This is a genomic window from Pseudomonas sp. GW821-FHT03C07, from assembly GCF_059420925.1.
On sequence record NZ_JBWKUQ010000001.1, the window covers coordinates 317,607 to 343,332 of the forward strand.

At 59.6% G+C, this 25,726-nt stretch carries 22 protein-coding genes; 11 read left to right on the top strand and 11 right to left on the bottom strand.

Going from position 1 to position 25,726, the window contains the following annotated elements:
- Nucleotides 1–130 precede the first annotated feature (130 nt).
- From AC07VG_RS01345 to AC07VG_RS01355, 3 genes are all read left to right on the top strand, one after another.
- Nucleotides 131–1,846 carry an amidase gene (locus AC07VG_RS01345; RefSeq protein ID WP_495020312.1) on the top strand — a complete coding sequence of 572 codons (1,716 nt, stop codon included), beginning with the start codon at nt 131–133 and terminating at the stop codon, nt 1,844–1,846.
- A gap of 432 nt (nt 1,847–2,278) precedes the next feature.
- On the top strand, nt 2,279–3,901 hold the full coding sequence (locus AC07VG_RS01350) for a hypothetical protein (RefSeq protein ID WP_495001020.1): 1,623 nt from the start codon (nt 2,279–2,281) through the stop codon (nt 3,899–3,901).
- A 92-nt stretch (nt 3,902–3,993) separates the two neighbouring features.
- The gene (locus AC07VG_RS01355) at nt 3,994–6,930 is read left to right on the top strand and encodes a TIM-barrel domain-containing protein (RefSeq protein WP_495020313.1); all 2,937 of its coding nucleotides are present in this window, start codon (nt 3,994–3,996) and stop codon (nt 6,928–6,930) included.
- Between the two features lie 176 nt (nt 6,931–7,106).
- Here AC07VG_RS01355 and AC07VG_RS01360 read toward each other — a convergent pair whose 3' ends face one another.
- Both AC07VG_RS01360 and AC07VG_RS01365 read right to left on the bottom strand, forming a co-directional pair.
- The gene (locus AC07VG_RS01360; RefSeq protein WP_495000545.1) at nt 7,107–9,311 is read right to left on the bottom strand and encodes an OsmC domain/YcaO domain-containing protein; all 2,205 of its coding nucleotides are present in this window, start codon (nt 9,309–9,311) and stop codon (nt 7,107–7,109) included.
- A 75-nt stretch (nt 9,312–9,386) separates the two neighbouring features.
- Entirely contained in the window at nt 9,387–10,283 is an 897-nt protein-coding gene (locus tag AC07VG_RS01365) for a LysR substrate-binding domain-containing protein (protein ID WP_495000544.1), read from the bottom strand.
- A gap of 106 nt (nt 10,284–10,389) precedes the next feature.
- Here AC07VG_RS01365 and AC07VG_RS01370 point away from each other — a divergent pair, with 106 nt between their 5' ends.
- Entirely contained in the window at nt 10,390–11,178 is a 789-nt protein-coding gene (locus tag AC07VG_RS01370) for a HalD/BesD family halogenase (RefSeq protein WP_495020314.1), read from the top strand.
- Between the two features lie 81 nt (nt 11,179–11,259).
- Complete coding sequence (locus tag AC07VG_RS01375; protein ID WP_495020315.1) at nt 11,260–12,114, top strand: transporter substrate-binding domain-containing protein; 855 nt, start codon at nt 11,260–11,262, stop codon at nt 12,112–12,114.
- On the opposite strand, the gene AC07VG_RS01380 is transcribed toward AC07VG_RS01375, so the two are convergent.
- Nucleotides 12,111–13,004 carry a LysR family transcriptional regulator gene (locus AC07VG_RS01380; RefSeq protein WP_495000541.1) on the bottom strand — a complete coding sequence of 298 codons (894 nt, stop codon included), beginning with the start codon at nt 13,002–13,004 and terminating at the stop codon, nt 12,111–12,113. The two genes, AC07VG_RS01375 and AC07VG_RS01380, sit on opposite strands and share 4 nt — an antisense overlap.
- A gap of 100 nt (nt 13,005–13,104) precedes the next feature.
- Between AC07VG_RS01380 and AC07VG_RS01385 the strand changes: the two genes are divergently transcribed.
- Nucleotides 13,105–13,776, top strand: coding sequence for an NADPH-dependent F420 reductase (locus tag AC07VG_RS01385; protein ID WP_495000540.1), 672 nt, complete (start codon nt 13,105–13,107; stop codon nt 13,774–13,776).
- A 39-nt stretch (nt 13,777–13,815) separates the two neighbouring features.
- On the opposite strand, the gene AC07VG_RS01390 is transcribed toward AC07VG_RS01385, so the two are convergent.
- The gene (locus AC07VG_RS01390) at nt 13,816–14,856 is read right to left on the bottom strand and encodes an SDR family oxidoreductase (RefSeq protein WP_495000539.1); all 1,041 of its coding nucleotides are present in this window, start codon (nt 14,854–14,856) and stop codon (nt 13,816–13,818) included.
- 90 nt (nt 14,857–14,946) lie between these two features.
- Between AC07VG_RS01390 and AC07VG_RS01395 the strand changes: the two genes are divergently transcribed.
- The 3 genes from AC07VG_RS01395 to AC07VG_RS01405 all read left to right on the top strand — a co-directional run bounded on the left by AC07VG_RS01395 (nt 14,947) and on the right by AC07VG_RS01405 (nt 16,606).
- Nucleotides 14,947–15,588: a TetR/AcrR family transcriptional regulator gene (locus AC07VG_RS01395; protein WP_495000538.1), complete on the top strand. Its 642-nt coding sequence runs from the start codon at nt 14,947–14,949 to the stop codon at nt 15,586–15,588.
- Nucleotides 15,589–15,682: 94 nt separating this feature from the next.
- Nucleotides 15,683–16,162: a VOC family protein gene (locus tag AC07VG_RS01400; RefSeq protein ID WP_495000537.1), complete on the top strand. Its 480-nt coding sequence runs from the start codon at nt 15,683–15,685 to the stop codon at nt 16,160–16,162.
- 81 nt (nt 16,163–16,243) lie between these two features.
- On the top strand, nt 16,244–16,606 hold the full coding sequence (locus AC07VG_RS01405) for a VOC family protein (RefSeq protein ID WP_495020316.1): 363 nt from the start codon (nt 16,244–16,246) through the stop codon (nt 16,604–16,606).
- Here the strand turns inward: AC07VG_RS01405 and AC07VG_RS01410 are convergent.
- Both AC07VG_RS01410 and AC07VG_RS01415 read right to left on the bottom strand, forming a co-directional pair.
- Nucleotides 16,601–17,131, bottom strand: a complete 531-nt coding sequence (locus AC07VG_RS01410) for a cytochrome b (RefSeq protein WP_495000535.1) — start codon at nt 17,129–17,131, stop codon at nt 16,601–16,603. The two genes, AC07VG_RS01405 and AC07VG_RS01410, sit on opposite strands and share 6 nt — an antisense overlap.
- A gap of 438 nt (nt 17,132–17,569) precedes the next feature.
- Nucleotides 17,570–17,911, bottom strand: coding sequence for a hypothetical protein (locus AC07VG_RS01415; protein WP_495000534.1), 342 nt, complete (start codon nt 17,909–17,911; stop codon nt 17,570–17,572).
- Nucleotides 17,912–18,085: 174 nt separating this feature from the next.
- Here AC07VG_RS01415 and AC07VG_RS01420 point away from each other — a divergent pair, with 174 nt between their 5' ends.
- The gene (locus AC07VG_RS01420) at nt 18,086–18,322 is read left to right on the top strand and encodes a hypothetical protein (protein WP_495000533.1); all 237 of its coding nucleotides are present in this window, start codon (nt 18,086–18,088) and stop codon (nt 18,320–18,322) included.
- 85 nt (nt 18,323–18,407) lie between these two features.
- Here the strand turns inward: AC07VG_RS01420 and AC07VG_RS01425 are convergent, their stop codons facing one another.
- Nucleotides 18,408–19,340 (bottom strand): chemotaxis protein CheV, encoded by a 933-nt coding sequence (locus AC07VG_RS01425; RefSeq protein ID WP_495000532.1) that lies wholly within the window; start codon nt 19,338–19,340, stop codon nt 18,408–18,410.
- A gap of 356 nt (nt 19,341–19,696) precedes the next feature.
- On the opposite strand from AC07VG_RS01425, the gene AC07VG_RS01430 reads away from it, so the two are divergent.
- Nucleotides 19,697–21,370 carry a methyl-accepting chemotaxis protein gene (locus AC07VG_RS01430; protein ID WP_495000531.1) on the top strand — a complete coding sequence of 558 codons (1,674 nt, stop codon included), beginning with the start codon at nt 19,697–19,699 and terminating at the stop codon, nt 21,368–21,370.
- Nucleotides 21,371–21,645: 275 nt separating this feature from the next.
- Here AC07VG_RS01430 and AC07VG_RS01435 read toward each other — a convergent pair whose 3' ends face one another.
- From AC07VG_RS01435 to AC07VG_RS01450, 4 genes are all read right to left on the bottom strand, one after another.
- Nucleotides 21,646–22,656: an aldo/keto reductase gene (locus AC07VG_RS01435; RefSeq protein ID WP_495020317.1), complete on the bottom strand. Its 1,011-nt coding sequence runs from the start codon at nt 22,654–22,656 to the stop codon at nt 21,646–21,648.
- 123 nt (nt 22,657–22,779) lie between these two features.
- Nucleotides 22,780–23,679, bottom strand: coding sequence for a LysR family transcriptional regulator (locus tag AC07VG_RS01440; RefSeq protein ID WP_495020318.1), 900 nt, complete (start codon nt 23,677–23,679; stop codon nt 22,780–22,782).
- A gap of 156 nt (nt 23,680–23,835) precedes the next feature.
- Nucleotides 23,836–24,759, bottom strand: coding sequence for an alpha/beta fold hydrolase (locus AC07VG_RS01445; protein ID WP_495020319.1), 924 nt, complete (start codon nt 24,757–24,759; stop codon nt 23,836–23,838).
- A gap of 232 nt (nt 24,760–24,991) precedes the next feature.
- Nucleotides 24,992–25,651: a methyltransferase family protein gene (locus AC07VG_RS01450; protein WP_495020320.1), complete on the bottom strand. Its 660-nt coding sequence runs from the start codon at nt 25,649–25,651 to the stop codon at nt 24,992–24,994.
- Between the last annotated feature and the right edge of the window lie 75 nt (nt 25,652–25,726).

The following is a 25,726-nucleotide window of genomic DNA, read 5'->3' on the forward strand; positions in this document are numbered from 1 at the left end:
CCCTCAACGAAAGTTGGTGACCTGTCGCCTTTCTTTTAAGATGCATTTTCCATAGGGCTTATTGAGTTGCCCAAGCGCCCCTGTGCTGCAAACACCCACCCCGCCCCCCTCCGCAGTCGGCGATAACAACATGATCGAAGTAACCGAAATTTCCATTGCCCAGCTACGTGCTGCGCTTGAATCCGGCCAGACCACCGCGGTTGAACTGGTGCAGGCCTACCTTGCCAGGATCGAGGCCTACGACGGCCCAGGCACGCCTACCGCCCTTAACGCGGTGGTAGTTCGCAACCCCGATGCTCTCAACGAAGCGCGGGCGTCCGATGCCCGCCGGGCCAAAGGCGAGACGCTGGGACCGCTCGATGGCATCCCTTATACCGCCAAGGACAGTTATCTGGTCAAGGGGCTTACCGCTGCCTCCGGCAGTCCGGCCTTCGCCAAGCTGGTCGCCCAGCGCGATGCGTTCACCATCGAACGGCTACGCGCCGGCGGCGCGATCTGCCTGGGCAAGACCAATATGCCGCCCATGGCCAACGGCGGCATGCAGCGCGGGGTCTACGGCCGGGCGGAAAGTCCGTACAACGCCGACTACCTCACCGCGCCGTTCGCCTCGGGCTCATCGAACGGCGCGGGAACGGCAACCGCCGCCAGTTTCGCCGCATTCGGCCTGGCGGAAGAAACCTGGTCGAGCGGACGCGGACCGGCCTCGAACAACGGTTTGTGCGCCTACACCCCTTCCCGTGGGTTGATCTCGGTGCGCGGCAACTGGCCGTTGACCCCGACCATGGACGTCGTCGTGCCCTATGCCAGGAGCATGGCCGACCTCCTTGAAGTGCTCGACGTGGTGGTGGCGGAGGATCCCGATACCCGTGGCGATCTGTGGCGGATGCAACCCTGGGTGCCGATTCCGAGCGTGACCTCGGTGCGTCCCGCGTCCTATGGCGCGCTGGCGGCCAATAGCGAGGCGCTCGCAGGCAAACGCTTCGGCGTGCCGCGTATGTTCATCAACGCGGATCCCGACGCGGGCACCAGCGAATCGCCTGGGATCGGTGGCCCAACCGGCCAGCGCATCAACACCCGCGCCTCCGTGATCGATCTCTGGGAGGCCGCACGCAAGGCGCTCGAAGCGGCTGGCGCCGAGGTGATCGAGGTCGATTTCCCGTTGGTTTCGAACTGCGAAGGTGATCGTCCGGGTACGCCGACGGTGTTCACCCGGGGCCTGGTGTCCAAGGCGTTCCTGCACCATGAATTATGGGATCTGTCGGCCTGGGCCTTCGATGATTTCCTGCGGGCCAACGGCGATCCCGCGTTGAACCGTCTGGTGGATGTCGACGGGCCAAAGATTTTCCCCCACGACCCCGGCACCCTGCCCAACCGCGAAGGCGACCTGGCCGCCGGCATGGACGAGTATGTACGCATGGCCGAACGTGGGATTACCCCGTGGAACGAGATCAGCAGCGTGCCTGACGGACTGCGCGGGCTTGAACAGACCCGGCGCATCGACCTTGAGGAGTGGATGGATCGCCTGGGGCTCGATGCGGTGCTCTTCCCAACGGTGGCCGACGTCGGCCCGGCGGATGCCGATGTCAATCCAAAGTCGGCGGATATCGCCTGGAGCAACGGTATCTGGGTCGCCAATGGCAACCTCGCCATCCGCCATCTGGGCGTGCCCACGGTCACAGTACCGATGGGCGTCATGGCGGATATCGGCATGCCGGTCGGCCTGACCTTCGCCGGTCGTGCTTATGACGACTCGGCGCTGCTTCACCTGGCTTCGGCGTTCGAGTCGACCGGGAACAAACGCTTGATTCCGCCGCGCACTCCGGCATTGCTGGCTGGCAAACAGTAATCCGGGGGGATTGCGGCCGTGGGCTCCAGTCCCCCTGTATAGGCACCGATGCATGGCTGCCGTATGGCCAGAAGACTAATATCAAATGCTGTTTGGGAATCGCTTTGCTTCGCTCGCCTGATCGTAAACATCTCATTCAGCGGTAAAGATCATCGCTGTGCCTAAAGATTGAGGGACTCAACAGAACGGCACATTGAGTTTCGCCGCTTGCCACCCAATCCGCGAGAAATGCGAGTTCGCATTTGACGCTCCCATAACCGCCTGCTAAACCCAGCTAGGCGCATCACAACGTCAAGACATGAACTCGGGTATCCGGGCATAAGCCGCTTGTGCGGCTCAAAAGTCCGAATGCTTGAGCGCGGCAGCAGGACTGCTGACGTGAGTCGCCTTGTGCTCCAGTTCTCCGCGCGCACTCAGTCAAGGATATGACCTATGGAAAGCGTTGATCGCCTTAGCAGTGCTATGGGGCGCGGTCTGATCAATCGGTCTTGCTCGTCGTTCATCCGACACGGCCTTGCCGGGCTGACTCTCTCAGGACTGTTGCTGGCTACCCAGCTGGCAGCCGCCCAGACAGGACCTGTGTTCTCCCCGGACTTACCTTCCCCCCTGAGCCCGGTCATTCCGTCGGACGTCGACCCCACGCTGATCGGCACCCTGACGAAAAATGGCGAATTCGCCCAGGTACAACGGGTCTTCGATATCTTTTCCTGGCAACAATTCCTGGCAATCAATTGGCCGACAGGCGAACAAGGCAAACCTGCGCCACACATTACCGACCTGGCATTCGGCCCACCGGCCTGGACACGCTGGCGTGAGTCATTCGAGCTGTTCCAGGAAGACGGTCGACCACCGCCCACGATGCTTACCGAAACGCAGTCGGCGCGGCCCCTGCGTCAAACCGTGACGGCGCGCCATGGCGTGCCCCTGGGGCCGCTGGCGGCTACGAGCACCGACCGCAGCAAACGCATTCTGTCAATTATCAGTGCCACCAAGGCGCTGACTGTCCTGAATGAGACCCAACAGGCTTTTACCCATCCGCTTTGGGACCAGCATGGCCGGCAGGCCCATTACGAAATACTGATGAACGATACCGAAACCCAGTACATCGTGCAGAACCAGCTCTACAACCTTGATGGGCAGATCGCCTTCAGCAACACGCATAACGCCTTGAATATGCCAGCCGGATCATTCAATCGTCCCGAGCAACCCGGCGCGATCGAGATCAAGCTCGCCTGGCGCATCCTGGATGAGGCGGCCGGCGATATCCCTCAACGCTATTTCACCACCACCGCGATGATACTCAACGACGACGGCAAGGGCTGGCACGATGCACAGGTTGGCCTGGTAGGCATGCACATCGCGCATAAGACCGGCACCTCGCCGCAATGGAGCTGGTCAACCTTCGAGCACGTCGACAACCTGCAGGTCAATTCACTCGAAACCGTTCAGGTCAATGGCAAGCCGCAGCACCTGCGAGCGTCCTTCAACAATCCCGACTGTGCGACTTGTCTGGTCAACACCTTTCCGCCGACCAAGGATCCGGCCACGGGCCAGTTGCGCACGCAAGTGACCCGTGTGATCCCCATTCCCCCCGCCACCGAGCAGATCAATCGACAAGCCCAGGCCTTACTGCGTGACATGGGTTCGGTCTGGCAATACTACGAGCTGATCAACACCCAATGGCCGACAGACCCTGCCGCGCCACCGACCACCCCGGGCCCGGGGACCTTGCCAGGGAGCATCGACAACAAGTCCGGTGGCAAGCCGACCCCCGTCTATCTGGCCAACTCGATCATGGAAACTTATTTCCAGAAGGGCAACCAGCCCGTGGGGCAGGAAGAGGAAGGCGGGCCGGCAGTGACCGACCAGGTCTTCGCCACCGAAAGCTGCATGGGCTGCCACTATTCGGCGGGTATCGCCAGCACTTACACCCTGGGTCCGAACGGCGTCAAAACGGCAACTTTCAATGGTCCGACCAGCGCTGACTTCAGTTGGATGTTTCAACAGCTGGCGCATTTCCGCACCGACGGCACGGAGGCAAAACCGAGCCCCTGAGAGGCTGAGCACGCTACCGGGGCGCCTGTAAGGCCTCCGGAGAGCGTGCGTATTATCCCAGCGCTCAGCCCATTCCACGGAGGAACTTCATCATGAGTCGGCCCCTTACTCAAAAAGCCTACCTGAGCGCCAACGGTGCCAGGGACTTTCTGCAAACCGATCCAGCTGGTACTTACCAGTTTGTGACCACCAACAACTTCACCCCTAACCTCGGACAGTGGACGCCATTCGGTAACGTCGGCGCCATCACGCGGGCCGGCAACAGCTTTCTGCTGAGCGCGCAGAACAACAATGTCAGCCTGCAACTGTCCTTCCTGTCTCCTCGTTGTTTCCGCGTTCGCTTCAACCCTGCGGCGAATGCAAGCTACGACACTGACAATTCATATGCCGTGATCAATCGCGATCTCGGCCCGGTGACCCTCAACGTCCTGCAAAACACCCAGGACCTGCTACTGATCGACACCGGCGCCCTGCAGCTGCGTATCAATTTGCAACCCTATGCCCTGCAAGTCTTTCGCGACGACGGAAGCGGACCGCAGTTGGTGCATAGCGATACGACGGATGACAATCACTACTACAACCTGGTCTACCTGCCGGGCCATGAAGTCATTGCCAACTTCAAGCAAACGCCGGTGAATGCCTACTACTTCGGTTTTGGCGAAAAAGCCGGGGCCCAACTGGCCAAAAACGGCTTCAGCCTGACCCAGTTCAATTTCGATAACTTCGAATACTTGTCCGATACGCTGGCGCAGGGCGAGCAGTCCGGGCCGCTCAACCCCAGCGAGCCGCTTTACTGCTCCGTGCCCCTGTTGATCGAGAACAACCCCAGCCCGCAAGGCGTCAATGCCGGTCCGGCGTACAGCTACGGACTGTTCTTCGACAACCCGTCGCAGTCCTATTTCAACGTTGGCGCCAACGATTACTCCAACATGGACGGCATGTACTATTTCGGCGCCTTGTACGGTGAGCTCGACTACTACTTCATGCTCGGCGACCAGACGTCAGAGGTCGTTGACCAATACACCCAACTGACGGGGCGGCCGACGCTGGCGCCGAAATACGCGCTGGGCTACCACCAAGGCTGCTATGGCTATTACGATCAGGAAAAACTCAGCGCGGCGGCCGACGCCTACCGCAACACCAGTATCCCGATCGACGGGCTGCACATCGATATCGACTTGCAGAACAACTATCGGACGTTTACCAGCAGTAATATCAAGTTCCCTGAACTGGGCGTGCTGTTTTCCAACCTCAAGGCCAACGGTTTCAAGTGCAGCACCAACATCACGGCCATGATCAGCAACAACCCCCTCGATGAGAACGGCGAAGACACGCCCTACCCCACGCGGGATGAGGGCGTGGCGCAAGGCTATTTCCTGAGCAATGTCCGCGCCGGCCTACCAACGGATGGTTCGTTGTTCGTCGGGGAAGAAAACTACGGCGTGAACTACGGCAGCAACCCCTACGCCTACCCACCCTTGCAGGCAAACAGCAACCACGAGACACAGCTCGGCTCCGGTGGCTACTACCCCGATCTTGGCCGGCCCGAAGTCCGTACCTGGTGGGGGCAGCAGTACCAGTACCTGTTGTCCGTGGGACTGGAGATGGTCTGGCAGGACATGACCGATCCGGCCATCTACGCCTACTACGACACACCGCAGATGCAGCAGAGTGCCAATGACACAGCCGACAGCAACCCGGCGTATGGCGAAGCGCCTCCGCCCAACGAAAACCGCGTGCTGTCGCCCTGGAAGACCGCACCACTGGACCTGATGGTGACCAGCTTCGGCGAGAGCGTGGCGCATGCCCAAGTGCACAATGCCTTCGCCCTGTTGCTCAGTGAAGCCACTTATAACGGGCTCAACCAATTGCGTCCGCAGCAGCGCAATTTCATCATCGCCCGTGGCGGTTATGCCGGGTTGCAGCGCTACGCAGCATTGTGGACCGGCGACTCGGCCTCCAGCTGGGATTTCCTCCAGATCAACCTGCCGCAGGTACTGAACCTCGGGCTCTCAGGCATCCCGCTTTCGGGCTGCGACATTGGCGGGTTTGGCCCGGGCGACGGTAGTGTCGGCGAAGGCTTGATTACCAATTACGAACTGTTCACCCGCTGGATGCAGCTCGGTTCCTTTTTGCCCTGGTACCGCAATCACTACGACGGCTACGTCAAGCAGTTCCAGGAACCCTTCAACTACGCCGAGCCGGTGCCGAGCAATTGCCGAAAATACGTCGAACTGCGCTATCGGATGTTGCAGATCTACTACGACGCCTTATACCAATCGACGCAGACCGGCATGCCGATCGCCCGTGCCCTGTTCCTCAACGAGACGCAGGACCCGCGGATCTATGACTACCTGAACGATCAGTTCTTCGTTGGCCGCGATATCCTCGTGGCCCCGATCATTACCCCACACGAGACCGCCTCTGCGCCCAGTCCACCCGTGCGCGATATCTACCTGCCTGCGGGGTCGCAGTGGTACGCGTTCATGGACGACGATTTCCCCCTCGATGCACCGATCGACGGTGGGACCCTGGTCATGGGCTATCATGCGGATCTTGACCAGGTGCCGATCTACATACGCGCCGGGGCGATCCTGCCGATGCGCCAGTTGGAACAGTGGGTGGGACAACTTGAGGTCAATCCACTGACCTTCAATATCTACCCGGGCCAGGACTCGACCTACACGCTCTACCTGGACGATGGCTCAAGCACTCAATATGCCACCGCACAAGCCTACCGCTTGAGCGAAATCAGCCATACCGGCATTGCGAATGGCCAGAACATCCGAATCCAGCGTACGTACGATAACTACCTGCCCGCCGAACCCTTTTATTTCGTCTCCCTGCTCGGCGCCGACGCGCCACAGTCGGTAACCCTCGACGGAGAATCACTCGACAACGTGGAGAGCCCGCAGGCCCTGGAACAGTCGAGCGTCAATGCGTACTACTACAACGACACGATCAAACAGGTCTATACCAAGGTTTTCGATACAAGTCCGGACATTACCCTACAGCTGTTGTTTCTCTGAGGGAGGCCCCCGATGCGCCTCGATCGCTGGAAGCTGCACCACGGAGCTACCCCGGCGAGGCCGGCGGCCGAAGGTGTGGCCCGCAGCCGGTAACGGCAAAACAACCACCTGGATTGAGCGGCCGCCCAAAACAAAAAAAGCACCTTAGGTGCTTTCTTTGTTGGCGCTGTCAGCGATTAACGAGATAAAGCCGTCATATTGGCCCGCGCCGCATGCAGTTTCTTGTAGCTGTCGATCAGCCGCAGGTGCCGATCGAGCCCCTCCAGCTTCATGCTGGTAGGCGTCAAGCCGAAGAAGCGCACGCTACCGTCCACTGAGCCGATCACGGCGTCCATCCGCGGATTGCCAAACATCCGGCGGAAATTGACCTCGTAATCGCCCAGCTCCAGCTCGTCGTCCAACTGCACCTCCAGCACCACATTCAAGGCCTGGTAAAACAACCCGCGCTCGACTGTGTTGTCATTGAACTGGAGGAAGGTCTCCACCAGCTCCTTCGCCTCGTCAAACTGCTGCAAGGCGAGATAGATCAGTAGCTTCAACTCCAGGATCGTCAACTGGCCCCAGGCCGTATTGTCGTCAAATTCGATGCCGATCAACGTGGTGATATCGGTGTAATCGTCCAGTTCGCTTTCTTCCAAACGCTTGACCAGGGCTTTAAGGTCGGCATCGTCGAGGCTGTGCAGGTTCAAAATATCGGCACGGAAGAACAGCGCCTTGTTGGTGTTATCCCAGATCAGATCGTCAACCGGATAAATTTCCGAGTAATCCGGTACCAGAATGCGGCAGGCCGTCGCGCCGATATGCTCATACACCGCCATGTACACTTCCTTGCCCAACGTTTCAAGAATGCCGAACAAGGTCTCGGCTTCCTCGGTATTGGAGTTTTCACCCTGGCCGGAGAAATCCCACTCAACAAACTCGAAATCCGACTTGGCACTGAAGAAGCGCCACGACACCACACCGCTGGAGTCGATAAAGTGTTCAACAAAGTTGTTCGGTTCAGTCACCGCGTGGCTTTCAAAGGTCGGTGCGGGCAGATCGTTCAGGCCTTCAAAACTGCGCCCCTGCAACAATTCGGTAAGACTGCGCTCCAGCGCTACCTCAAAGCTTGGGTGTGCCCCGAACGAGGCAAACACGCCCCCCGTACGAGGGTTCATCAAGGTGACGCACATCACCGGGAACTCCCCGCCCAGCGACGCATCCTTCACCAGCACCGGGAAGCCCTGCGCCTCCAGACCCTGAATACCCGCCAGGATACCGGGGTATTTCGCCAGTACTTCCTGTGGCACATCCGGCAGGGCGATTTCACCTTCCAGGATTTCGCGTTTTACCGCGCGTTCGAAGATTTCCGACAAGCATTGCACCTGCGCTTCGGCCAGCGTATTACCGGCACTCATGCCATTGCTGAGGAACAGGTTTTCGATCAGGTTGGAGGGGAAATACACCACCTCGCCGTCCGACTGGCGCACGTAAGGCAGCGAGCAGATACCGCGCTCTTCATTGCCGGAGTTGGTATCGATCAGATGAGAGCCGCGCAGCTCGCCATCGGGGTTGTAGATCTCCAGGCAGTATTCGTCGAGAATTTCAGCCGGCAGCGCATCTTTGCGCCCAGGCTTGAACCAGCGTTCGTCCGGGTAGTGCACAAACGCCGCGTTGGCGAGGTCTTCTCCCCAAAACTGATCGTTGTAGAAAAAGTTGCAATTGAGTCGTTCGATAAACTCGCCCAACGCCGACGCCAACGCGCCTTCCTTGGTCGAGCCCTTGCCATTGGTAAAACACATCGGCGAGTGCGCATCGCGGATATGCAGCGACCAGACATTGGGAACAATATTGCGCCACGAAGCGATTTCAATCTTCATGCCCAAGCCGGCCAAAATGCCCGACATATTGGCGATGGTCTGCTCCAGCGGCAGATCCTTACCGACGATATAGGTGGCCGCGTCCGCAACCGGGCTCAACATCAGCAACGCCTGGGCATCGGCATCCAGGTTTTCCACCTCCTCGATCACAAACTCAGGCCCGGTTTGCACCACCTTCTTGACCGTGCAACGGTCGATGGAACGCAAAATGCCCTGGCGGTCCTTGGCGCTGATATCCGCCGGCAACTCGACCTGAATCTTGAAAATCTGGTTGTAACGGTTTTCCGGATCAACAATATTGTTCTGCGACAGGCGGATATTATCGGTGGGAATATTGCGCGTTTCGCAGTACAACTTCACAAAGTAAGCCGCACACAACGCCGATGAAGCCAGAAAGTAATCGAACGGACCCGGTGCCGAACCATCGCCCTTATAGCGGATCGGTTGATCGGCGACCACCGTGAAGTCATCGAATTTGGCTTCAAGTCGAAGGTTGTCGAGAAAGTTGACCTTGATTTCCATGCGGGATTACCAGAATAACGAGCCAAATAATTTGAGCGTCATTATCTGTTTTTTCGGCCCGAAGTCTTGTGCTTTTCAGTTTTTCCCCAACAACGCCAGCAATCGTTCGACATCCCCCCGGCCCCGCTTGGCCCCCGGCACAAACGCACAATAGGCATGCCCGAGCTTCAACGAAATCGTGGAAAGCGCTATCAACCGCCCCGCCTCCAACTCCCGCTGGGCAATCGCCTTCTGCCCCAGGGCGATGCCCATGCCCAGCTTGGCCAGCGTCACCGACAAACTCGATAACCCCGAGCGCCGGCCATGGGCAGGGTCCGGCGGGTTATCCAAGTGTTCGGCGGCAAACCAGTCACTCCAGGTGGGGTGCGAGGCATAATTGGCCCCCCACTGCGTATGAATAAACAGACTCTGGTGAACAGGCGCGAGGTCGAAGTCCTTGTTCCCGTGTCGGTACCACAGCTCCGGCGCGCACACCGGCAACACCTCGTCATGGAACAGCGCAATGGCCTCACACGCGGGGTAGTGATAGTCCCCGTAGCTGACGCGCAAGTCCACGTCATGCCGGGCGAGGTCAACGGGGTCGTCCTCCACACGCACATCGACCGACAGTTGCGGGTAGAACGCCACAAGCTCCATGAGCTTGGGCGCCAACCAACATTCCGCCAGGGAAAACGGCACGCTGACAATCAGCCGGGTACGAATCTCACCTTCCAGGGTGCGCAGGGTCATCGCGGCAATCTCATTCAACGCCCGCGAGGTTTGCGGGTACATCGCCAAGCCCGCATCAGTCAGGGCCAGGCGATTACCGTTGCGCACGAAAAGCTTCTTGCCGAAGAAATCTTCCAGGTGACGGATCTGCTGGCTGATGGCCGCGGACGATACCCCCAGTTCAGCCCCCGCCAGCACGAAACTGCCCAGGCGCGCGGCGACCTCGAAGGTGCGTACGGCATTGAGCGGTGGTAAGCGTTGCATAAGCGCCCATCCCTTAAGTTTTACTAGGGGGAGCCTAACAATTTGTGCCGTTGTTGCGAAGTTTTTCGTGGGGTAAGTTGAGGCCATCTACAACGAGAGGGTCATCATGAACAACCTCATGGATCTTGAGCGCTTTCCACTCGACCGCGAAGGCAGCGATGCGTGGAATGAACTGGTCGATAAGTGTCGTACCGAGCTGAAGCGCAACGGCATGTTCAACCTGGAGGGTTTCCTCAGGGCCGACGCGGTGCGTCAGGCCGCCGAACGCATTCAGCCGAGCATGAATCGTGAATCCCATACCCACAGCCGCACCCACAATATCTACTTCAAACCGAAGATCGAGGGTTTGCCGGCGGATCACCCGGCACTGCGCCAGGTCGAGACAGTCAGCCATACCCTGTGCGCCGATCAGCTCAAGGGCAGCCTGGTCAACGAGGTGTACGAGTACCCAGCGCTGCTGGCTTTCCTGGCCGCGGTGATGGAGAAGCCACAACTGCACCTTATGGCCGACCCCTTGGCCCGCGTCAACGTGATGAGCTATCGCCACGGCGAGACCTTGAATTGGCACTTCGATCGCTCTGAATTCACCACCACGCTGATGCTCCAGGCCCCCGAGGAAGGCGGTGAGTTCCAATACCGCAGCGACTTGCGTAGCGCGGACGATCCCAACTATGCCGGCGTCGCCGAGTTGCTCGAAGGGCGTGACCCGCAGGTGCAGACACTCACCCTGCGCGCGGGCACGTTGAATGTGTTTCGCGGTAAAAACACCGCCCATCGCGTCACCCCCGTGCGCGGTCCCCGGGAACGCATGGTGGCGGTGTTCTCCTACTACGAAAAACCCGATGTGCTGTTCAGCGCCGAGGAACAGTTGGGGTTCTATGGCCGAACGGCCTGATCCCTGCGTACCACTCAAACAAAAAGATCACCCGACACCGCTTGCCCCTGCCGAACCTTTTCGAACTCTTTGGGGAAACACATGCACGCCATCACTCGCTCCACCCGCACCCTTTTTACCTGCTGCGCATTGAGCGGCATGCTGTTCACTGGCATGGCCGCGGCCAAGGACTGGACCACCGTCAGGGTGGCCACCGAGGGGGCTTATGAGCCCTGGAACAGCACCCTGCCGAACGGCGAAATTTCCGGTTTCGAACCTGAGCTGCTGAAGGATCTGTGCGCGAGAATCCAGCTTGAGTGCAAACTGCAGGCCCAGGACTGGGACGGCATGATCGCCGGGATGAATGCCGGCAAGTTCGACATGCTGATGGACGCTATCGTCATCACGCCAGAGCGCCAGGCCATCGTCGACTTCTCGCGGCCGTATGCGGCCACGCAAGGTGTGTTTGTCAGTGCCACGCCGGCGCTGATCGCGGCCGCGCCGAGCACACAGACGGTAAAACTCAGCGGCGAACAAGTCCAGGATCAGGCCGCCATCGAGAAACTCAAGGCACTGGTAAAGGGCAAGACCATCGGCATCCAGTCGGGCACGGCCTACACCGACTTTGTGGAGAAAAACTTCAAAAGCGTGGCGACCATCAGGACCTACAAAAAGTCCGGTGAACACCTGATGGACCTGAATGCCGGGCGCATTGATTTTGCCTTTGACGACGTGACGTTCTTTTCTTCCGCGCTGCAAAACCCGGAAAATCAGGCGGTGCAGATGGTGGGCCCGAAGATTGGCGGGCCGATCTGGGGGCCGGGTGAGGCGCTGGCGTTCAGAAAGACCGATACGGACTTGAAAGCCAGGTTCAACCAGGCCTTGAGCGCAGCCCTGGCGGATGGGACGGTCAAGAAACTCTCGGAAAAATGGTTCAAGGCCGATATCGCGCCTTAACATCCAAAGTGGCTGAGCGCCGCATCGATAAAGCGCCGAAGTTTGGCGGTGCGCTGACGATTTGCCGTGTAAAGCAAATGCATGGGTCGGCTCGGCGCTTCGAAATCGGCCAACAGCCGCACCAGCTCGCCGTTTCGCAGCGCCGGCTCAAGAAAGTCTTCGGAGCCAAGGACAATGCCAAACCCGTCAAGCGCTGCTGACAGCAGCGCCTTGCTCTCGTTGACCTGCAAACGGCTGGCGATGGGGACCTTGTAAAGGGTGGAATCTTGGCGGAATTGCCATTCGCGATCGGCTGGGCGCGACCAATAGGCATAACCTAGGCATTCATGGTTCTCGAGATCACCGGGTGTGCGTGGCGTTCCGCGTTGAGCCAGATAGTTCGGTGCGGCGCAGGCCAGCAGTCGATACGGTGCCAACGGTCGGGCGGTCAAACTCGAGTTGGCCAAGGGACCGATCCGAAAAGCCACTTCATAGCCCTCCTCCACCAGATCGACGAAGCGGTCGGTCAAATGCAGATCGATTTCCACCTCAGGGTGGTGACGCAAAAAATTCGTCACAAATGGCATAAGGCTATAGGAGCCGAAGGTCACGGGCGCCGTGACTTTCAGTTTGCCACGAGGGGTATCGGTCATGATCTGCGCCAGGGAGTCGGCGGCCTGGGCCTCGCTCAAAATATGCTTGCAGCGCTCATAGTAGGCACTGCCCAGTTCAGTCAGGCTCTGCCGTCGGGTCGTGCGGTTCAGTAACCGCGCCCCCAGCCTGCGCTCAAGCGCGGCAACATGCTTGGCCACCATCTGCGGCGACATGTCCAAACGCTCCGCGGCACTGGCATAGGAGCCAGATTCCGCAGCCATCACAAAAGCGCTCATGCCCGTAAGGCGATCCAACATTCAATACTCCTGGTAACAAGATTAAGTCCTAAATGGCAATTTATCTCCCATTGATTGCTAATCATCATAGCGTCTTCCAACCAAGCAGCGGAGTAAGGACATGCGCATCGGCATTATTGGGGCAGGTTTTATCGGACGTGCAGTGGCGCAATTGGTGATAGCCGCGGGACACGAGGCGATGCTCAGTAACTCACGCGGCCCGCAGACAATGAGCAGTGTGCTCGGCGACATTCCCTCCAGTCGGGTAGGCACCGTGGAGCAAGCCGTACAATTTGGCGAGGTGGTGCTCGTGGCCATCCCCCTGGCACATTACCGCAGCCTGCCGGCCCAGTGGCTGGAGGGCAAAATCGTTCTGGATGCCAACAACTACTACCCGCAACGAGACGGCCGGATTCCCGCGCTGGACCGCTTCGAAACCACCACCAGTCGCCTGCTCGCCGAACATCTGCCGCAGGCCAAGGTGGTCAAGGTTTTCAACGCTATCCTCGCTCAAGACCTGGGGCAAGACTCGCGCCCGAAAGGCGCGCCCGACCGCCGTGCGCTACCGATCGCCGCGGACGATCCGACCGCCAAGGCGCTGGTGATCAATTTGTTGGACGAGATTGGATTCGATGCGGTTGATGCGGGTGGCCTTGATGAAAGCTGGCGATTCGAGCGGGCCAAACCCGCCTACTGCATACCCTTGGATAAAGCCGGACTGACGGTTGCCTTGGCGGCAGCCCAACGGCAGATCGAGTTGCCCGACGGATCGTGGCGCCGCCTTCAGCCCTGACGGCATGACAGCCAGATCGGGGAAATAACGCCCGGCGTTTCAAGGCCGTGTCCCTGGAGACGCCGATAGCCACTCATGCTCTCGGTACCAGGCCAGTGTGTCGCGCAGCGTAAGCTCCAGCGGCCGGAAAACCAGGCCCAACTCCCGCTGGCTCTTGATCGGACTGAAATGACTGCGGCCAGCCTCCTTGAGCATCAAGCGAACGGTGGCAAAGCTGAGTAACGCGGGTTTGTCACTCAAGCCCGCGATCAGCTCCTGCATGCCAGCAATCAGATAGAGCAGCGGCACCGGCAACTTGCGTCGAGGGGTCGGCACATCGGCAATCTGGCCGATCAAGGGAATCAATTCATTCATGGTCATGTGTCGGCCTGCGGCGAGATAGCGTTCGCCAGGTCGCCCCTGTTCGGCTGCCGCCAGCAAGGCCAAGGCAACGTCGCGGGCATCCACCAGCGAAAAACTCCCCGGCACCAGCCCTGGCAACTTGCCCCGCACCGTATCCAGCAACAGTTGCCCCGATGAAGTCGGTCCCCTGTCTCCGGGCCCCCACATCCAACCGGGGAGTACAAACGTTGCTTTCATCGCTGGGTGAGACGCGCAGAAAGCACGCACGGCCTGATCAGCCAGGATCTTGCTGCGGTAGTAATCATCGGCGGTGGCCGGATCGCGCTCGTCGGTCTCGTCGATAACGGCTCCCGGTTCGCCATTCAGTACGGCGATGGAAGACGTCTGCACGAACCGCCGGATGCCGGCCTGATAAGCCTGCTCGATCAACGCTGCCGTGCCGTCGATATTGATGCGCTGCAAGGTTTGCCAATGGCGCCCACCCTTGTAGTTGTCGCGAAAGAAGGCGGCGGTATGGAACACCACGGCACAGCCCTGCATCGCCGGGGCGAAGGCCGCCACGTTATCCAGGTCACCGACCACCAGCCTGATGCCGGACAGATCGGGGAACTGTTGCCTGGCCTTTTTCAGCGAGCGCACCAAGGCAACAACACCATAGCCTCGCTCGATCAGCAGACGAACCAGGTTGCTGCCGAGAAGTCCGGTGGCGCCGGTCACAAACGCGGTGTTCTGGGACATGATTTAAAGCTCGATTGATTTCTAGATATCAAGTGATATCCATAAATCATATCGATTGAATTTAAAAGCTCAAGTGATATTTTGACGCCCATGAACGCACAGACCCGCAAACGGCTCAGCCGTGAAGAAAGCCAGGCCCAGACCCGCGAACGCCTTGTCGAGGCGGCACGGCGCTTGTTCGTGCAACGCGGCTTTGGTGGCACCTCGATTCGGGATATCGCCGACGAGGCCGGCTATTCGCAAGGTGGTTTCTATTCGAATTTCGCCAGCAAGGAAGCCCTGTTGCTGGAACTTCTACGCCAGCATATGCAAGCCGAAGCCTTGCAACTGAATGCCTTGATAGAAGCGGCGGAGCGCTCGGATGGCGATGTACTGGCGGGCTTGGAGGCATGGTCGACGACCCTGAACCAGGATGCCGACTGGGCGATGTTGGCGGTGGAGTTGCAACTGCACGCCAATCGCAGCGTGGCCTTTGCCGAAGAGTACCGGCACGTGTGGGACGGCCATCGGCTAGCCCTGGGCGGACTGGTTGCCAGGGTGTTTGCCCGGTTGCGGAAGATCCCCCCGGTGGAGCCGGCGGAACTGGCGGCAGGCCTGATGGCACTGGCCCATGGCCAGGCTCTGCAGCAAGTGGTGTATTCGACCCAGGCTCCGGGGCGGATGATCATGGTCTTCTTGAGGGGGGTCTTGGCCAGTAGCGCAGACGCTAATGGCAAATTAGCGATCTCTTGAACGTCCGCGACCTGAAGGAAAACCCGCTGAAGCGCCACTTCAATCTGTTGTCGTCTAGAATTCCATGGATCAGCCTCAACCGTGGAGAACCCACATGACCAGCAAAAACACGATTTGTCTCTGGTACGAAGGCACCGCGCTGGAGGCCGCGACGTTTTACGCCGAGACCTTCCCGGATAGCGCAGTGGTCGCCGTCCACCCTGCACCTGGCGACTACCCCGCAGGCAAACAGGGTGATGTGCTGACCGTCGAGTTCCGTGTGATGGGCATCCCTTGTCTCGGCCTGAACGGTGGGCCGATGTTCAAGCACAGCGAGGCGTTCTCGTTCCAGGTGGCAACCGATGACCAGGCCGAGACGGACCGCTTGTGGAACGCGATTGTCGGAAACGGCGGCGAGGAAAGCGCCTGCGGCTGGTGCAAGGACAAGTGGGGGCTGTCGTGGCAGATCACCCCACGGGCCTTGATGAGCGCGATCGCCAGTCCTGATCGCGCGGCGGCCAAGCGTGCGTTCGACGCCATGATGGGCATGAGAAAGATCGACATCGCGGTGATCGAAGCGGCGTTGAAGGGATAACCCGCCAAGCTTGGGTCGGGCGTTTGGATAGGGACACAATCCGACTTATGCTGAACGCTGCTGCCCCATCCGGAGCCTATCATGACCGTCCGCCGAATCGTCGCCAACCTGACCAGCCAGCGCCCCGCCGAGGTCGCGACCTTTTATAGCCAGCTGTTCGATATCGCACCGATGATGGACCACGGCTGGATCATCACCCTGGCCTCCGACAGCCATGCCCTTGCACAGCTGAGCATTGCCAGCGAAGGCGGCTCCGGCGCGCCGGTACCGGATCTGTCCATCGAAGTGGACAACCTCGACGAGGTCTTCGAGCGCGCGCAACGCGCCGGCTACGCGATCCCCTACCCGCTGACCCTCGAACCCTGGGGTGTGCGGCGCTTCTTCGTGCGTGATCCGCTGGGCACGCTGATCAATGTGCTGCAGCACAGCGACTGGACTTCATAGCATCCGACGCAATACCGAACGACCTCGAAGCTGGTGTCGCAACACAGCGGCCAGGTGCAACGCCACCAGCGCGGCCAGCATGGCGCAGAGCAGATGATGCAGTTGTTGAACATCTGCCAGGGCTGGCACGGAGTGAAGCAGTTGCGGCAGCGGTATGATCCCAAGCAGCAGCACGGGATGGTTCATCATCACCACGCCGGTCAGCAATACGCCACTTACGCTGAGATAGATCAAGGTGTGGGTCAATTTGGCGATGCTTTTCTGCAGATCTCGAATACCCGCTGACTGTTCAGACGGGGCGCTCAGGTACAACCACAGGCGCCAGGCAAACAGCGGAATAAACAGCGAGGTTATTTGTGGATTGACGCTTTCCACCCACTGGCGAACTGGGTGATTGACAGGAAGCAAGGTCACCCCGAAACCGCTCAGCGTGGCCCAGAGGATAACCAGCGCGGAGATCCAATGCAGGTAGATCCGGGTGCTCGTATAGGGCTTGGGGGGTGATTGCAAGACGGGGTAGACCATAAAAATCGTGCGGCACCAATTAGTAAGAAAGATTTACATTTAGATTTGCAGAAACACGGTACTACCTGATTATCCGCTCCGCAAGGGCTTGGCCGCCCTGCCCTGTGCGTTTGCACGGTTTGTTTGCGAAATGGGCAAAGCGATGGTTGATGACCTGACCCAGAGAATGTTGTCTGGCCAAAAGTCATAGGTTGGTACTGAGCAACCACAGGCCGATTACAATTGTCGGCCCACACAAAACCGCTGCCGTAGGAGCAAGCTTGCTCGCGATGGACTGCCTCCTCCTGCGTTTCGTCCACCGAGCGACACCACGAACCGCTCAGCCATTGCTCATTCCCAAACAAAAAAAGCCCCGCAACCGAATGACGGTGCAGGGCAAAAAATTGGTCGGTTGCGGCCAACCAAAGGAGCACGATAAAAAGCGTTTACAGCCTGGAGTCAGATGCAATCCTGTGCCGCGCGCTCAAAACTCGAAGGCAGGAGGTTCGAGGCCAGCAAGTGCCGCTCATAGACGAACACCTTGCCGCCCGTCCCGGCCTTGTGGGCTTCCAGCACGTTGTCCGCCGAGACTTTGCTCGTCACCACGATCCGGTAGCTGTGCTGGGTCTGCGAGACGGTCGGATTCAACTCACTGCGCTGCAGTTTCGGTATGACGCATTCGGCGTATTGGGCCGGGGTCTTGCGGGTCTGCAAGACCAGGGTCGGGTCGTTCGGCGCGGTGGCACAACCGACCAGCAACAAGGAGCCCAACGCCAGGGCAGACACAAATAAAGGGCGCATCCATCTCATCCTGAAAATAAACGGTATGTTCGATGCCGGCGATTCTCCAACTATTGTCGACAAAGTAGAACTTGCATTTCGTGATGGTCGGTATTACGTCTAGCAATAGTTGCGCGCCGTGCAGACAGCACCCGCCCCTGATCACAACCAGAAAAGACCGACGAGGCCACCTCCTTGAGAACGTTTGACTTGATCCGCGACGCTGTTTTGCCCGATTTTCGTGAGCGGGTGGCCGATTACCTGGTCCAGTACGAAAGCGTACTGCTGGACGAAAACGCCACCGACCCGGAGCTTGCCCGGGCCACTGCCAATCAACTGCGCGGTTATTTACGTGGGCTGAACACCACCCGGGTGTTGGGCATGGCGGACTGGGAAGAGTTGGATCGACGGGTGGTGAATACGTGGCTTTAGTCACCGCCCCCGAGTGATGCCTCACCGGTGCAAGGCCCACGCCCCCTCTCGTTGAAACCGTGGGTCATCGAGCACCAACCGGAAATCAAGCCTTCCCGACCGCCTGTATACGAGCCACCACACGACTGGCCAGGTCATCGGGGCGAAACTTGGCCAAAAAGTCATCGGCTCCGACTTTCTTGATCATCGCCTGATTGAATATGCCTGACAAAGACGTGTGCAAAACGATATGCAGCTTCTGCAGCCGAGGATCATTTCTAACCTCGGCCGTCAGGGTGTAACCGTCCATTTCCGGCATCTCTATATCGGAGATCATCATCAGCAGATCGTCTGCCGGCGACTTTCCTTCGTCGAGCATTCCACGCAGGTAGTCGAGGGCTTGGCGGCCATCGTTGAGTGCAATCACCTTCACGCCCACCGACTCCAGGCAACGACTGACCTGTTTACGCGCCACGACCGAGTCGTCCACCGTCAACACCAGGAATTCGGGGGCCTGGGCATTGGTCTGGGCATCAATCACCCCCAGGGAGATGACTTCACTGGTGGGCGCCACCTCGGACAAAACCTTCTCGACATCAATGATTTCCACCAGCCGGTTATCGACCCGTGTCACGGCGGTCAGGTAATGATCGGAACCACTGCCCTTGGGTGGCGGATGAATGTCCTCCCAGTTCAGGTTGACAATATGCTCGACCGCCGAGACCAGGAAACCCTGGGTCTTGGTGTTGTATTCGGTAATGATCACAAACGACGAGGCCATGTCCTGGACGCCTGGCAAGCCAGTGGCCCGCGCCAGATCGAGGATCGGAATCGAGGTACCCCGAATATTTGCCACACCACAGACCACGGGATGGGACCTGGGTATGATATGCAACGCAGGACAGGGCATGACCTCACGCACCTTGAACACGTTGATGCCATACAGTTGATGTTCGTCGAACCGAAACAACAACAATTCGAGGCGATTCTGCCCCACCAACTGAGTTCGACTGTTCACGGAATCCATCAGACCGGCCATCACCACCCCCTTGAGCACTCAATTGCCAATCCCCGCCAACAGTGCTCGGGAGTGGTTGAATATCGTTGGTCCGTCACCTGCAAAGTCGTCCGGAAAGACCTAAACGCGATGAATCGGATCGCGCAATACATGCCGTGAGAGCTGACTGGCGTTACAAAAATCATCGCCGTATGCGTGCAGCCCCACCATCGGAGCATCCCTATTTTTGGGTAGGGATGACAGGAGACAGAGTAGGAAAATCCCTAGAACGCCAGCAACGTCCGAACATGAAATTCCTGCCATCAACAAAAGTGTCATAAAGCCATCACGCAATATTGTTACAACCTCTGGCGTAGCCCTCATAAGAGCCCGCCGCTGTGAACCTTCGTTTCGCCTTTCTCCGCAAGCCTTCCCACCGACCCACCCTGCTGCGCCGCCTGAGTATCGGCAAGCGTCTGCTGGCCAGCTTCGGCCTCTGCGCCCTGCTGCTGGCTGCCTTGGGCGGTTTTTGTCTGACGGCAATGCAGCATATTCGCCACCAGGGCGAGTTGATCGAGCAAGGACCGCTCTCGAGTATCGCCCAGGCCGATGCCATCGCCATCGACCTGGCCAAGATGCGCACCGAGGCCGCGCTGTTGCTGGTGTATGCCAACGACCCGGCTGAACTGGTCAACCGCAAGATCAACCTGCAACAGCTCAGTGCCGAGGTGAACCAGGGCTTTACCGAATACCTGGCCAATGTCCCGGAAGGGACAGAGCGGGACTCGATCAAATTGCTGCAGGACGCCTCGCAGCAGTTTGTCACGCTGTTCAAGCAGGCCATCGAGCTGGTCGAGCAGAAGAAAATCAGCGAGGCCAGCAACCTCGCCAACAACGACCTGGCCAACCAGGGCTCGTTGATGGACATGCAGGTGCAACTGCTCCGTGAGCTGAACAAGCAAACCACTGCCCAAGCCCTGGAAAACACCGCCAGCACCTTCCACAAGGTTCAGTTGCTGCTGCCGATTGTCATCGCCGTGGCGCTGGTGCTGATGCTGTTACAGGCCTGGCGACTGAGCGTGAGCATCACTCGACCATTGCGCCAGGCCTTGCAAGTGGCCAAGACCGTGGCGGCCGGCGACCTCAGCCAACTGGTGGTCGCCCATGGCCAGGACGAAGTGGCGCAACTGCTGCAGATGCTCGGGCACATGCGCGATCAGTTGCACGCGGTGATCAATCAGATCGGTGGCGCCGTCGGCCGTCTGAACGCGGCCACCCAGGAAATGGGCGCGATCATGCATGACAGCGCCCAGGACCTGCATCAGCAATACGGCGAGATCGAACACGCCGCCACCGCCGTCACCGAGATGAGCCAGGTGGTCGAGGAAGTCGCCCGCAACGCGGTGGAGACCTCCAGCGAGTCACGCAGTTCCAGCACCGCCGTTCGCGAAGGCCAGCAACAATTGGACGAGACCATGGCCGATATCAGCGTCCTCGCCGATCAGGTCGAACAGGCCAGCCTGCGCGCCCAGGCCCTGGCAATCGAAACCCAGGGCATCAGCAAGGTGCTGGAGGTGATCCGTAGCGTGGCCGCCCAGACCAACCTGCTGGCGCTCAATGCGGCCATCGAGGCGGCCCGGGCCGGTGACGCCGGGCGCGGTTTTGCCGTGGTGGCCGATGAAGTGCGCGGCCTGGCGCAGCGTACCGATGCGTCGACGCGAGAAATCGAAAAGATGATGGACGGTATTCATCAGGGCACCGGCGACACCGTCCTGGCCCTGGCCGAAAGCGCCGCCCAGGCTGGTCGCACACGCCAGCGGGCACAGGTGGCCAAGGATGTGCTGGGGAGTATTTCCCGGTCGGTGGCCGGCATTGACGAGCGCAACCTGGTGATCGCCACCGCCGCCGAGCAACAGGCCCAGGTGGCCCGTGAAGTGGACCACAACCTGGTGCGCATCCGTGACCTGTCCATGCAGACCGCCAGCGGCGCCGCGCAAACCAGCACCGCCAGCCAGGAACTGGGGCGCCTGGCGGTTGAGCTGGACGGCATGCTGGCGCGTTTTTCGCTGTAATACCCAGTGTCGAACAGGTTCAACAACGGGTGAATGCCACCGTGCAGGCCTATGGCCGGTACGCTCAGCCCCGAGCTGGCTGAGCATTTGATGGATGGGAATTAACAACCTTCCAAGCGATGCGCAAGTGGTTGATGCTGGCAACCAACAGGCAGCACGCGGATGGCGAAGGACAACCTGGGCATGAGGGGATTCGCTTGTGTGAGGTGAGCCCGACAGGATATCGGGCAATCACACTATTTTCCCCAAGAATCGACAAGGCATTGGCCAGGCATTCAAAGCACCCTGCGACCCTCTACCGGATACCCCGGATCGGTAAAACCATGGGTCGACGCATGCCCAGGCATGACAAGACCATCAATCAGTTTCTCGTCATCAGGTCCCAGTTCCAACCCGAGTGCATCCATGTAACCGTCCCAATGCGCCTCGGTACGCGGACCGGCGATAGCCGCGCTGATCAACGAATTTCTCAACACCCAGGCAATTGCAAAAGCGATGGAAGTGGTCCCACGCTCAGCCGCATGACGGGCAATGGTCTGGGCGATTGCCAATGACTCCGGCCGCCATTCGGTCTGCTGGATTCGCTTGTCGCCGCGTCCGGCACGGGTGTCCGCAGCTGGCGGTACATCCGGCGCATATTTACCGCTCAAGACGCCACGTGCCAGCGGGCTGTAAGGTACGACACCCAGTCCATAATTGCCCGCCACCGGCAGTTGCTCGACTTCCGCCGTTCGGTTGACGATGTTGTACAGCGGCTGGCTGACCACCGGCCGTTCAATGCCCAGTTGGTCGGCGATACGAACCATTTCGGCAATACGCCATCCGTGGAAATTGGACACGCCGTAGTAACGGATCTTGCCTTGGCGAATCAGGTCACCAACGGCACGAATCCCCTCCTCCATCGGTGCATCGGTCAGGGCCCGGTGAAAATACAGGACATCGATATAATCCGTGCCCAAGCGCTTGAGGCTGGCCTCGACGGTTTGCATGATCCATTTGCGCGACTGTCCCTGCTCGTTCGGACCGACGCTCGCAGACGACGGATAGCCGAACTTGGTCGCCACCACCCAACGATCGCGCTGTGCAGCGATGGCTCGGCCGACTACTTCCTCGGAGCGGCCGGCGTGATAGGCGTCGGCGCTGTCGATAAAATTGATACCGCTAGCGGCGGCCTTGTCGATAATGCGCCGGGAGGTCGCCTCGTCGGTCTCGCCGCCAAACATCATGGCGCCCAGACACAGGGGAGAAACTTTCAAGGCACTACGGCCCAGATAGCGGTAGTTCATCGATCACCTTCCATCAACATTGAAACAGGATGGCCGAGCCGGAGCTCAAAGCCGTGCTGTCATCCTAGTCACAAGCCGATTGATGATTAAGGCCGAAAAGCTGGATGCAGTCATGAATACATTTCATGAGTCTTCGGCGTAACGCAGGGCTGCGATCACCAGGCCCAGCGCCCGGGACGATTGCCGGCGGCTGGGATAGTAGATATGCAGTCCGGGAAAGGTCGGAAACCAGTCTTCCAGTACCCACTGCAAGCGGCCGGCAGCAACGTGCGGCGCCGCAAGGTCCTGCGGAATAAACGCGAGCCCGCAGCCACTGAGCGCCGCTTCGAGCATCTGATAGGAACTGTTGAACGTCAGTTGCCCCTCTACCCGCATCTGTAATTCGCGCTTGCCCTTTTTCAGCTCCCAGGGATAACAACCGCCATGAGTGGGCAGGCGCAAGTTGATGCAGTTGTGACGGGCCAGATCCTCAGGCTTACGGGGTGCCGGGTGGGCTCGCAGGTAGGCCGGTGCGGCGACGATGACCATGCGCAGGTCCGGGGCGATGCGTACGGCGATCATGTCCTGGGCTACCTGATCGCCCAGGCGTACGCCAATGTCGTAGCGCTCTGCAACGATATCGGTCAACCCATAGTCAGTCATGATTTCGATCTTGATATCGGGGTACTGCGACATGAACGGCGCCAACCTTGGCCATAACACGCTATTGGCCGCGTAATCGGTGGCGGTGATGCGGATAGTGCCGCGCGGGCTGTCACGCAGTTCAATGACCTCGGCCAGGCCGGCGTCGATTTCCTCAAAGCGCGGCGCCAGGTTGTTGTACAACTGCTCGCCCGCCTCGGTCGGCGCCACACTGCGCGTGGTGCGGGTCAGCAAACGGACGCCGAGACGAGCCTCCAAGGAGCGGATGGTGTGGCTAAGGGCCGATTGCGAGACGCCGAGCTGGGCGGCGGCACGGGTGAAACTGCGCTCGCGGGTCACGGCCAGAAACGCCAGCAGATCGTTGTAACTTTCCCGGGCCATTGATGAATTCCTAGCATGAGTTGCCCGGATTATAGCGCCCTGACCATCAGAGTATTTATGAGCCCTACTCATGACTACATGCAGGCTAATGATTTTAATGAATCTTGGATACCGAACAAGGCATTGATGCCCCTCGGTACGGCAGGCGTTCCCCCCTCATTGCGCCGCGAGGAACGCGCGATACTGCGCCGCCGTCTGTTCCGGTCGCTCGACCATCGGCAGATGGCCGACGCCGTCCCAGCACTCCAGACGCGCATGGGGAATCCCCGCGATCCAGGTTTGTGCACTGGCCACAGGCGCCATGCGGTCCTCACGCCCCCACAGCAGTAAGGTCGGCACACGGATAGAGCTCAGCCAGGGCTCCATGCGCGGGCTGTCATGGAAGTCATCGAAGATTTCCGCGAGCTCAGGGCGCCGGTCGATATAGGTTTGCGACTCCGCCGCCAGCAACACCCCCGGGATCCAGGGTGGCGAGGCCATGGTCATGGAGAAGAAGCGATCGAACTCCGCCCGCGAGTGGATCAGAAAAGGGTTGCGGCCTTGCTTGACCAACTCCTCCACTTCATTGGGCTGCGGCAGGTTGACCCCCACGGGGCCCATCAACGCCAATGACAACACCCGCTCCGGGTAATGCGCCGCCAGCCAGGTGCCGACGTAAGCGCCCATGGAGCTGCCGACCACATGCACCTTGTCGATCCCGCTGGCGTCCAACAGCTCGACCATACGCTGCGCCTGGGTCGCGATGCTGTAGTCGCCTCCCGCTTCGAAGCCACTTTTGCCGTGCCCGGCCAGGTCGGGAATGATCACCTGATGGTCGGCAACGAAGGATCGCGCAAAGCGTATCCAGAGGTTCTTGTCGGCACTGAAACCGTGGATCAGCAACAGCGGCGGCGTATTGCGACTGACGCCGCCCTGAAGAGTCGCCAGGGTCATCCGTTCAATCGCCACCGGGACTTCCTTCAAGCGCGAGAGGCGCGCCTCAAGCAGCGTAATCAGGTCGAACAACAGCCCGCCCACACGCGGATAGGTCCACCATCCCCAAACGACGGCGAGGGCTATCAGGGCAAGGATCAAGAACATCAAGATTTCTCCAGATCAAGATTCGCGGAACCAGACTCCGCCCGACCGTTCGAGTCATAAAAACAGAATGGGCATCCCCCAGCAAGGCGCCTGGATGGATCGGCGCGCAACTCTTGAGTGGCATATTGGCAAAGCCAGGGTTGCCAGCTCAGGCAGGATATCGACCGGTATTCGTTTACCCGGTCTGACAATCAGAACGCATGACCGGGCGACTCGGCATCAGGTGCGCGACTCAATAAATTCCAGGCAGCAGGCGCCAGGTGCGTGAACGATACGCCTCGTACTCCTCGCCGAACTCGGCCTTGAGCAAGGCCTCTTCCGAGCGCATGCGGGCTACCAGCGGGATCAGCGTCAACGCCGTCAGCAATACCCCGACGCCGGAGCGAAAAGCCAGTGCCCAACCCAACGAATTGACCAGCAGCCCGAGGTAGCTCGGGTTGCGCAGAAATCGATAGAGGCCGGTGGTCACCAGCCGGTGCCCCGGTTGGATCGCCACCAACCCGCTGAAGCGCTTGCCCAACACGAACACCGGCCACATCCGCAACACGCCGCCAAGGGTAAACAGCAGCACACCAAACCAACGCACCGCCTCACCGCCAAAGGTCCACCAGCCCAAGCGAGCCGTCCAGGGCACCAGCCCCACCAGCATCAAGCCGAGGACGGCAATGACCGGGATCACCCAGCGATTGCCACGATCCTCACGCACGCCGGGGCTGAGATTGCCTTCGGTAAATAGCGCCGAACCCGCCAACAGCAGGGTCACCACGGCGATCACCAGCAACGCCGGCTGGGCGACAAACGCCGCCCAGCCGCCGAATCCCCACACCGCCAGCCAGAGATAGCCCAGCGTCGCCGCCATGCTGAAAAACGCCAAGCGAAGTGAGAGTTTCATGCTGTCCTCGACTCGGTAAACCGGATGATTTCAGTGTAGAAGCATTCGTCTCAGCCGTTGATTGGTAACGCTCTA